Annotated in this window: 10 protein-coding genes and 1 pseudogene; 5 read left to right on the top strand and 6 right to left on the bottom strand. The window is 29.4% G+C overall.

Features of this window, described 5'->3' with window-relative positions:
* The coding region (locus JG780_RS09230; protein WP_287570260.1) for an MATE family efflux transporter at window positions 1–1,342 on the top strand (1,342 nt) is incomplete at its 5' end.
* A gap of 13 nt (window positions 1,343–1,355) precedes the next feature.
* Window positions 1,356–2,198 (top strand): DUF4438 domain-containing protein, encoded by an 843-nt coding sequence (locus JG780_RS09225; protein ID WP_004102004.1) that lies wholly within the window; start codon window positions 1,356–1,358, stop codon window positions 2,196–2,198.
* A 54-nt stretch (window positions 2,199–2,252) separates the two neighbouring features.
* Here the strand turns inward: JG780_RS09225 and JG780_RS09220 are convergent, their stop codons facing one another.
* The 6 genes from JG780_RS09220 to hydF form a co-directional block, all read right to left on the bottom strand.
* Window positions 2,253–3,062: an ABC transporter ATP-binding protein gene (locus JG780_RS09220; RefSeq protein ID WP_114702599.1), complete on the bottom strand. Its 810-nt coding sequence runs from the start codon at window positions 3,060–3,062 to the stop codon at window positions 2,253–2,255.
* Window positions 3,049–3,615 carry a hypothetical protein gene (locus JG780_RS09215; RefSeq protein WP_004102008.1) on the bottom strand — a complete coding sequence of 189 codons (567 nt, stop codon included), beginning with the start codon at window positions 3,613–3,615 and terminating at the stop codon, window positions 3,049–3,051. The genes JG780_RS09220 and JG780_RS09215 overlap by 14 nt, the downstream gene beginning before the upstream one ends.
* Complete coding sequence (locus JG780_RS09210) at window positions 3,602–3,964, bottom strand: GntR family transcriptional regulator (RefSeq protein WP_012580259.1); 363 nt, start codon at window positions 3,962–3,964, stop codon at window positions 3,602–3,604. The genes JG780_RS09215 and JG780_RS09210 overlap by 14 nt, the downstream gene beginning before the upstream one ends.
* Before the next feature lie 15 nt (window positions 3,965–3,979).
* Complete coding sequence (locus JG780_RS09205; RefSeq protein ID WP_012580260.1) at window positions 3,980–4,921, bottom strand: hypothetical protein; 942 nt, start codon at window positions 4,919–4,921, stop codon at window positions 3,980–3,982.
* A gap of 103 nt (window positions 4,922–5,024) precedes the next feature.
* On the bottom strand, window positions 5,025–6,389 hold the full coding sequence (locus tag JG780_RS09200) for an aspartate ammonia-lyase (RefSeq protein ID WP_287570255.1): 1,365 nt from the start codon (window positions 6,387–6,389) through the stop codon (window positions 5,025–5,027).
* On the bottom strand, window positions 6,386–7,585 hold the full coding sequence (gene hydF / locus JG780_RS09195; protein WP_004102027.1) for a [FeFe] hydrogenase H-cluster maturation GTPase HydF: 1,200 nt from the start codon (window positions 7,583–7,585) through the stop codon (window positions 6,386–6,388). The genes JG780_RS09200 and hydF overlap by 4 nt, the downstream gene beginning before the upstream one ends.
* A 309-nt stretch (window positions 7,586–7,894) precedes the next feature.
* Between hydF and JG780_RS09190 the strand changes: the two genes are divergently transcribed.
* From JG780_RS09190 to JG780_RS09180, 3 genes and pseudogenes are all read left to right on the top strand, one after another.
* A complete protein-coding gene (locus tag JG780_RS09190; RefSeq protein ID WP_012580261.1) occupies window positions 7,895–8,509 on the top strand; it encodes a HEAT repeat domain-containing protein in 615 nt (204 codons plus the stop codon).
* A 2-nt stretch (window positions 8,510–8,511) separates the two neighbouring features.
* Window positions 8,512–9,528 carry a polyprenyl synthetase family protein gene (locus JG780_RS09185; protein WP_287570253.1) on the top strand — a complete coding sequence of 339 codons (1,017 nt, stop codon included), beginning with the start codon at window positions 8,512–8,514 and terminating at the stop codon, window positions 9,526–9,528.
* A 2-nt stretch (window positions 9,529–9,530) separates the two neighbouring features.
* Window positions 9,531–9,772: pseudogene (locus tag JG780_RS09180) on the top strand (metal-dependent hydrolase); the annotation flags it as partial.

Below are 9,772 nucleotides of genomic sequence, written 5' to 3'. Positions count from 1 at the left end.
GGGAAATATATTAAAACAAATTTTAGTTATGGGACTTCCCACTGCAATTGGCTTTTCTTTCCAGATGTTTTATGATGTTGTTGATCTTTTTTGGATTGGGAAAATATCATCAAAGGCAATTGCAGGTGTTGGGATTTTCTCAACAGTTTTTTGGGTTGTTGAGGCATTAAATGAAATTATTGGAGTAAGTTCAATTTCTCTAATTTCACAAAGTTTTGGAAAAAAAGACTACAAGAGGACTAATTTGGCTATAGAACAGACTATAACTTTTAAATTTTTAGTAGCATTATTAGGTAGTCTTTTCCTTTTTGTTTTTTTAAAGCCAATATTGGCATTATTTTCAGATGAAAAGGAAGTTATAAGGCTAGGAATTGAATACGGATATATAAGAATATTTTTCTTACCAATTATGTTTTCATCTTATTCTGTTAATACTGCTTTAAGGAGTATTGGAGATTCAAAAACACCGATGAATCTAATGATTTTGTCGAGTATAATGAATATAATTTTGGACCCTATTTTTATGTTTGAAAAGGTTCCAATTTTAGGATTAAAAGGTTTAAATTTAGGTGTTTCTGGTGCTGCATGGGCAACTATTGTCTCTCAAACGGTTGCATTTTTGATAGGTTTTTATTTCTTGTTTAGTGGCATTGAAAATATTAAACCTTCAATAAAAGGTTTATTTAAACTTAATTGGGAGATTGATAAAAAGCTCATAACTATAGGTTTGCCAAATGGGTTTGAGGTTTTTATGAGAAATATGTCTGGAGCGATAATACTTTATTTTGTTTCCAGGTATGGTACAACAGCAGTTTCAGCATATACAATTGGTGGGAGAATTTTTGGATTTTTATTCATGCCACTGATGGGACTTTTAATGGGAGGATCTGCAATAATTGGTCAAACACTTGGTGCTGAGAAGGTAGAACGTGCAGAAAAAGTTGCTAAAGTGTCCGGATGGCTTACAGCTACTTTGACATTTATTTTTGTAATTCTCATAGTTGTATTTGCCCCAGAAATGATGCAATTGTTTACAAAAGAAAGTGAGATAATAGATATAGGGGTATTGTTTTTAAGATATAGTGTAATAGGATTAGTTTTTCTTGGATATGGTATTGGTATAAGCATTGTTTTTACTGGTTCAGGATATAATATGCCATATTTTTTCATGAGTCTTTTCTCAAGATGGATTGTTCAGATCCCACTTATGTACATTTTTTCATATATACTAAAATTATCAATTATATGGTTATGGCTATCATTTACATTTGGAGATATAGCAGAATTTTTAATAGCGATCTATTTCTACAAGAAAGGTGATTGGAAATATAAAAGAGTGTAGGGAGGTGGCAAAAATGATTACTAATAAAGAAAAAGTAGTTAAGCTTTCGATAATGGTTGAAGTAGCGCATCCTGTAGTTAGAACGCCTGTTCTCGATGGCGAAGGGAATGCATTTTATTTTCCTGGCGTTGGTGGTATAACCTATAATTTTGGATTGGGTGATAATGCATTTAAAATGCATGGTGATCATATTGAACCGGATGTTTCAACTAAAAATAGTAACGACAAGCTTAATTCAACTTGTATGACCTTGGCTTGTATAGGAAATGAAGCAGAGGTTATTTCTGGTGATGCTAAAGGAATGAAAGGATTTGTGATAGGTAAGCATGGTGGAATTAACCATATTTTAGTCTATTTTCCAGAAAAAGAAAAGCTGAGAGTAGGAGATAAGATCCAAATCAAAGCTTGGGGTCAAGGTTTAGAACTTTTAGATTATCCTGAAGTAAAAGTATTTAATATTGATCCAGAGCTATTTGAAAAATTACCAATTGAAGAAAAAGATGGGAAATTAATAGTTCCTGTTACTGCAGAAATTCCAGCGCATCTTACCGGTTCAGGAATAGGCTCTTCAAATCCTGCAGGAACCGACTATGATATAAATACTCATGATATGGAAGAAATAAAAAGGTATGGAATTGATAAGGTAAAAATTGGAGATATAGTAGCAATCAAAGATCATTATAGCGGTTTTGGGGTTGGAGGTTTTAGAAAAGGAGCAATATCTATTGGAGTAGTTGTACATTCAAATTGTGTACAAACAGGACATGGGCCTGGTATAGTTGTTATTATGACATCTGCTAAGGATTTAATTGTTCCAAAAAAGGTAACTCACATGAATATTAAAGAATTATTTTAGATATAAAAAAGACTTCTGAGATAACTTAAATATCTCAGAAGTCTTTGCATTGTTTTATTTGAAAATATCAACTTTATTTTTACTGTTTAAATACCCTACAACTATTTCATTTAATTTTGGATACCTACCAATTTCTTCATCTGTTTTTATAAGAATTTTGTCACCTACAAGTCCTATAACTTCTCCAGAGGTTATTTTTTCTTCTGAATCTATTATTTTGTGTTTTTCTTTAGCATCATCGATGTAATCTTTGTAAATAACCTCACCGGATTTAATAATAGCAATTTTATCTGCGTACTCTTCTATTTCAAAGATTTCATGTGATGAAATAATAACATATTTTCCAAGGTCAGCATAATTTCGAATTATTTTCATTATTTCAAGTCTTATTGTAGGGTCAAGATGTTGGGTTGGTTCATCTAAAAGTAATATATCTGCATTAGTTGACACAGAAAGTCCCACAAGAAATAATGTTTTCATTCCTTGTGAATATTTTTCAACCTTTTGATTTAAATCAAGATTGTATTTTGTAATAAATTTTTGAAATACATTTTCGTTCCATTCAGGATAAATAGATGACCAAATTTTTTGATAATCTTTTCCTGTTAAATTTTGAAAAAAGACTCTATCTTCTGGAACGTATGATATTTTATATTTTTCTTCTTCAGTAAATTCTTGATCGTCTAATATTATTTTTCCACCATCTTTTTTTATAACAAACGAAATACAATTTAGTGTTGTTGTTTTTCCAACACCATTTGGACCTATTAGTGCAAGAATTTCACCTTCTTCTACTTCTAAAGAAACGTTATTTAGAACGAATTTATTTTTGAAAGACTTTTTTAAATTTTCAATTTTTAACATAGCTTTCACCACCTACATATAATTTAAATGCAATAAATAATAATGCCAAAGAAAATAATATTGAGCCTATTAAACTTTCTTGCCTTATTGGACTAATTAAAATGTAAGGATTGAAATTAGCACCTAGATGTGATGAACCTAGATTTGAAAGTATTGCATCAAAGATAATGAAAAGTATAGTAATTGCAAAATTATCTCCATTTAGAGACGATGCTATTATACCTATAGAATAAATTGCTGTGGAAAATATTAGTGGACTTAATATATATTTTAATGAGTATCTGGAAATCAATAGTGAATTAAAAAATGAAGTTGAAAAAATTAAAAGAATTAAGAAAAAGTATAAAATAAAGAAAACGTCTTTTTTTGTAAATGGAAGGTAATAAAAAGATTTGTCTTTCTTATTCTTTATTTTTGATGCAAGTAGCAAATTGGATATGAAAAATATTGAAAAAAGATTTAAATGTGGTATAAATAGAAGAAAAAACCAGAAAAACCATCCGCCACTTTTTTCTTTTAGAGTAATTTCAAAGAGATTTTCAATCTTTTTCATCTTTCCACACCTCCTCGAGGATTATAAACAAAGTATTAAGGTCTATTTTTGTGCTTTTAAGTTTTTTTATAGCCTCTTTTACCTCTGCCATTATAGTTGGAGCAATTTGAAGCTCTTTACTTACAAAATAGCCAATTCCTTGTTCAGAAGTTATGTACCCTTCAAGTTTAAGTTTTTCAAGTGCTTTTAAAACTGTATTTATATTTACCTGAAAAATTTCTTTTAATTTTCTAACAGGCAATAGTTGCTCGCCTGGATTTATTTTTCCAAGAAGTATTTCAGCCTTAATCATATTAACAATTTGAATGTAAGATGGTATCCCACTGTGTTTATCAACAGGTCTTAGCATAAGAATCACTCCATACTATTTTTCTAAGATAATTTTTGGACCATCAACGTTTATAGTTGCACTTTCATAATTTTTCACTTTTACAGTGCCGCTTGTACCATCAATATTTAGAATTTTTGGATTATCTGAAAGAAAATTTATAGTTGCATTAATAGCAGTGCCATCTATTATTGTTTCTTTATTTAATTTGCCAATATTTAAATTTATATTTATACTTGTACCATCTATTTTTATTTGTTGAAAATCAAATGTTCCAGAAAAATTAAGAGCTGTTCCATCGATATAAGCGTAATTTCCTATGAAAAAATCGGATAAATTAATAGCTGTACCAGATACGTGCAGATATTCACTTTCTATTGAACAGTTTTTCATGTTAATGGCAGTACCATTCAAAATTAGATTATCAAGTTTTGCTTTTCCGTTTATTTCAATTTTTGTTGCAGAAATTTTTAAGTTTTTAAGGTCTTTAGTTCCTATTTTGATTACAAAATAATAATTTTTTGAAAAATACCCATAATTGTTAATTTCAATTTTTTTATTGTCTGTTATTAAATTAAGCTTTGATGGAAATTCTATAGAATCTCCATCTACTAGCTCAATAATTACTCCATTTTGATTTTTAATGTTTATTGTTATATCACTGTATATTGGGAATTGCTTCTTATCAGGTTGAATAATATATTTTTCATTTGAACTTACTTCAAAATTTCCAAAAAAGTTGTAGAATTCAAAAAAATTAGTTGAAAATCTTTTTGCCGATATAAAGGGTATAGAAAATATGAAGACTAATATAAAAAATACAATCTTTCCTTTTTTTAAGATAGTAGAAAAAATAAATAATCCCACTATGAACAAAATTATCTTAATGGTCCAAAGTGGTATTAAAAATGATAGTAGCCCAATAACTAAGACTAGAATTAATTTGGAAAAAGTAGGATAGCTATTAAAAAACTTCATACATTTAACCCCCTTTTTTGTTATAAATATATAGTGTTCTATAAAAGTATAACACACAAAACAAAAAAATCAAATAATTTATTAAAAATTTGATTTAAAAATTTTAAAACCCTAATTTTGTGAGGTTATCTGGATTTATTTTCTTTTTAATATCTTCAACTGAAATAGAAAATTTTTCTGATAATAATTTTATTGCTTTATCAACATCGTAATTTGATTCTTTTACTGCCTGTGAAACTTCATTATACCCAAATATATTTATAAGTGGGGTAAGGTTTGATATAGATTTTTCAAGATTTTCTCTGCATCTTTCTTCGTTTGCCTTAATGTTTTCAATGTAATTTGAAAGAGAATAACATGCATTTTTAAACAAATTAATTGATTTTAATGTATAGTGAACAATTAAAGGTGAAAATTGATTGAGTTCAAGATTTCCAAGCGCACTTGCGTGGTTTATCATACTATCGTGTGAGAAAACAACTAATGAAATTTGCATAACATATTCAGGTACTACCGGATTATTTTTTCCCGGCATTATAGAACTTCCAATTTGAACTTTTGGAAGAATTAATTCTCCTATTGAAGTATTTGGCCCACTACTAAGTAACCTAATATCATTAGAAATTTTGTATAGGTTTACTGAAAGAGCCTTTAAAAGACCGTGAATTTCAGAAAAAACATCCATATTTTGAGTTGCATCGATTAGATTATCAGCTTTTGCAATTTTCACATTACATATTTCTCTGAGTACATTAACTATTTTTAATACGTAATTTTTTGGAGCTCCTATTCCAGTACCTATTGCAGTGCCTCCAATATTTACGTTTCTTATTCTTTCTTCCACTTTGTTTAATCTCCACCTATCTCTTGCAAGTGCATCTGCCCATGCTCCAAATTCCTGACCAAGCATTATTGGTGGGCCATCCATTAATTGTGTTCTTCCAACTTTTCTTATTCTGTAGAATTCTTTTTCTTTTGCTTGAATTATTTCTTGAAGCTTAATTATTTGATCTATTAATTCCCTAAGTCTTACAATTATGGCAATTTTACCCGCTGTTACAAATGTATCATTGGTTGATTGGTGAAGGTTAACATGTTCAATTGGTTTTACATAACCAATTTCTTTATTTAAAAGTTGTGAAGCTCTGTTTGCAATTACTTCATTGATATTCATGTTAACCGATGTACCAGCGCCACCTGAAAGAGGATCAACAATAATATGATCTTTTAAAGTTTTCCATTCATCACATGTTGAAATTATTGCATCTGCAATATTTGAATCTAAGTATCCTAATTCTTTATTTAATGTTGCAGCTGCCTTTTTTATCATAAAATATGCCCAGATGAATCTTTCATCAAATTTTTCGCCCGTTTCTGGAAAAAGTTTATGTGCTCTGTAGGAGCTTATACCGTATAGTTTGTCATCTTCAATTTCGACTTTGCCAAGATAGTCTTTTTCTTCTCTCATATTTCCACATCCTTGAATGGACTTAGAGCCCTTTCTAAAACACCGTGAAGGTATGAAATTGCAACACCATAATTTGTCATGGGAATACCTAACCTTTTAAACATCCTAACTCTTCTCATCATTGAATTCCTGTTCATTACACATCCTCCGCAGTGTATAACAAGCTTTGCATCTTCTATTTCATTTAATTCAGGCATATCAACACCAGCCCACACTTTAAATTCAAGTGCTGCGCCGGTATGATTTGTAAGCCATCTTGGGATCTTAACTCTTCCAATATCTTCTGTAAGTGGTCTATGGGTACAACCTTCCATAATTATTACTTTATCTCCGTCTTTTAAGTTTTCAATATGCTTTACACTTTCTACAAAATAATTTAGATCACCTCTGTATCTTGATTCAAGTATAGAAAACGTTGTAAGTTTTATTTCTTCAGGTACATCAGAAACTACTTTCATTACACTTTGAGAATCAGTTACCACAATCTTTGGCTTCATTCCTATGTTTTCAAGTGCATATCTTAATTCTCTTTCTTTGACAACAAGAACTAATGCTTCCTTATCCAAACCTTCTCTTATTGCGTGCACTTGTGGCATAATTAACCTTCCCTTTGGTGCTCCCAGATCTATTGGAACTACCAAAACTACAAGATCTCCCCCATCTATTAAATCAGAAAGATATGGAATTTCATCATCTTTAGGAATTACAGAATCTATTACATTTCCAATATTTTCAAAACCTATCTTTTTTAAGGCGGAAACTTTAACTATTGGTACATTAAATTTTTTATACGTTTCTTCAACTTCATCACTGTTTATTGTGTCTATTTTATTAATAACAATAATATATGGGATTTCTAATTGTTTGAAAATTTCTACTATTTGGTGTTCATATTCTTTTGGTTGGCTGTCAACTATTAGTATTCCACAATCTGCTCTATATAAAGTTTTTTTTGCTTTTTCAATTCTTTTTTGACCAAGTTCTCCAATATCGTCAAGTCCAGGAGTATCTATTAAAGTAACAGGACCAATCGGAGAAAGTTCCATACTTTTAAATACAGGATCGGTAGTTGTCCCTGCTACGTTGCTAACTATTGAAACATCTTGTCCAATAAGTGCGTTCATAAAAGATGATTTTCCAACATTTCTTCTTCCTGTAATTGCTATGTATTTTCTAAATCCTCCACTTGCTATCATTTGTTCACCCCTTTTTTGAAATAACAGCTATTGTCGTTAATAATTATATCAGAAAATGCTAAAACAATGAATAGGTAAAACAAATTAAATTAGAATAGTATAATTTATAGACATAAAAGGCAGAAAGATGCGTTATCGCATTATTCAAATGTTAATAAAGAAACGGCATTTGGTGATGGGGTAATATAGTTTAGGAGAAAATGATAAGACAACATCCATTTTTGTGTAGACCATATAGAGTTATAATAGTGCAGAATAAGCAATTATGGTATAATAATTAACAAGAATAAAATATTTTGGAGGGCTAATATGGAAAGAGAAGAACTTATAAAAAGGATAATAGAGGAAAAAGGAGAACAAGCAATAGATGATTTAATAAAGCTTTTGGAAGATGAAGATTCTCAGGTTAAAGAAATTGCATCAGAAACTTTATTTAAATTGGGAAAAGCTTCAAAAGATCCTTTATACAGGGAATTTAAAAAAAGAATCCATGAAGGTAATAGGAATGATATAACACTTCTTTATATTATAGATTTACTTGCTGATCTTGAAGATGAAAGGATAAAAAAGGATCTCTATAATGCATTATCGCTTTTTGATTTTGAAGAAGCAGAATTAATAATTTATGAAGCGCTTTCAAAACTTGGAGATGGTGAAAAAGTTTATAAAATATTGAGATATTTTCTCCTAGAAGATGCTGATAGAAAAAAATATGGCGCGCAAGCTGCAATGGCGCTTTCTTACATAGAAATGCCCGAAGTTGTTAAAGATTTGGTTCAAGCAATAGATAGTGGTGATTTTTCTGGTGAAGATCTAGAGATAATAAAAAAGGCTCTTTCAAATCTTGTGACAAGAAACTCTATGTACTATGAAATACTTAAAAAGTTAGTTGGAGATAAAGATGAAGATTACTTGGGAGGATAAAAATGGATTTTAATGAATTTAAAAAAATGCATCAAAAAAAAGTGGAAGAATACATTGAAAAAGTTATTTTGGAAAATAAAGTTAATCCACCAAAACAAATAGAGTCGTTAATTAGGACGCTGATAGAATATTGTTTAAGGCCAGGCAAAAGAATTCGCCCTCTTTTATTTTTATTAGGTGCAACTTCATATGCAAAAAAAGAATTAGATTATGAAAAATTGTATAGGATAGCTGCGGTAATAGAAATTATGCATTGTTTTCTGTTAATTCACGATGATATAATGGATCGGTCCACTTTAAGACGGGGACTTCCATCATTGCATGTAGTTTTTTATGAAGAATTTAAAGAAAAAAATAACAATGAAAAAATTGGTGAAGATTTGGCTTTGGTATTTGGTGACATACTATTTTTTATTGCTATCAGGCAGCTAAGTAAATTGAATTTATCATCAAAATTTTTAGAAGAGTTTTCAAATTGCTATATAAACACAGGTTATGGTCAAACACTTGATGTTTTATATTCTCTAGGAAAATATAAACCAGATGAAGATAAAATTTCTGTTGAGATTGCTAGATTGAAAACGGCATATTATACATTTTTTTATCCATTTTATCTAGGGGTGTTACTTTCAAATGAGAATATTGATAAGAAAAAGATTGAAGATGCAATTATTCCAGCAGGAATAGCCTTTCAAATTAGAGATGATATTATAAGTACATTCGATGAAAAATCTGGAAAATCTAATGTTACAGATATTTTGGAAGGTAAATTAACTGCATTAATTGATTTTGGAGAGTATGATGAAAAATTTTTTGAAGTTTATTCAAAACAAGAAAAATCTTCCGAAGAAATACAATATATTTTAGATCAGATTTTAAAAAGTGGAGCAATTAAAAAAGCTAAGAATGCTATGTATACTTTGTTTGAAGAATCAATCTCAAAAATAAGAAAGTTAGATTTAAATGATACTTCTAAAGATATTCTAATAGATCTAATATCCAGATTAAGGAGTGATTAGTTTTGCCCAATTTTAATACGCATGTAAATTTTGGAATTTATTTTTATCCCTTTGTCTTGTTTATTTACAAGATAACTTCTCAATTTTTGAATTTTTCAATGCCAGAAGATAAAATTATTGCTATAGGTTTTTTGATATTTGTTCTTTCTTCCGATATGCCAGATATTGATCACAATCATTCTCTTTTACACAGATTTGTAAAATTACTTACTATTTCAGCGGCAATTTATTTTGAGTTTACTGG

Source organism: Thermosipho sp. (in: thermotogales), from assembly GCF_020054775.1.
GTDB classification, from domain to species: Bacteria; Thermotogota; Thermotogae; order Thermotogales; family Fervidobacteriaceae; genus Thermosipho; species Thermosipho africanus.
The sequence above is the reverse complement of the archived record's forward strand: the minus strand, read 5'-3'. Positions and strand labels throughout refer to the sequence as shown.

What these genes read in the sequence shown, in the direction of transcription:
- JG780_RS09220 (WP_114702599.1), bottom strand. Translation starts at nt 3,062, where the DNA reads ATGTTAAAAATTGAAAATTTAAAAAAGTCTTTCAAAAATAAATTCGTT.
- JG780_RS09215 (WP_004102008.1), bottom strand. Translation starts at nt 3,615, where the DNA reads ATGAAAAAGATTGAAAATCTCTTTGAAATTACTCTAAAAGAAAAAAGT.
- JG780_RS09200 (WP_287570255.1), bottom strand. Translation starts at nt 6,389, where the DNA reads ATGAGAGAAGAAAAAGACTATCTTGGCAAAGTCGAAATTGAAGATGAC.
- JG780_RS09205 (WP_012580260.1), bottom strand. Translation starts at nt 4,921, where the DNA reads ATGAAGTTTTTTAATAGCTATCCTACTTTTTCCAAATTAATTCTAGTC.
- hydF (WP_004102027.1), bottom strand. Translation starts at nt 7,585, where the DNA reads ATGATAGCAAGTGGAGGATTTAGAAAATACATAGCAATTACAGGAAGA.
- JG780_RS09210 (WP_012580259.1), bottom strand. Translation starts at nt 3,964, where the DNA reads ATGCTAAGACCTGTTGATAAACACAGTGGGATACCATCTTACATTCAA.
- JG780_RS09190 (WP_012580261.1), top strand. Translation starts at nt 7,895, where the DNA reads ATGGAAAGAGAAGAACTTATAAAAAGGATAATAGAGGAAAAAGGAGAA.
- JG780_RS09225 (WP_004102004.1), top strand. Translation starts at nt 1,356, where the DNA reads ATGATTACTAATAAAGAAAAAGTAGTTAAGCTTTCGATAATGGTTGAA.
- JG780_RS09185 (WP_287570253.1), top strand. Translation starts at nt 8,512, where the DNA reads ATGGATTTTAATGAATTTAAAAAAATGCATCAAAAAAAAGTGGAAGAA.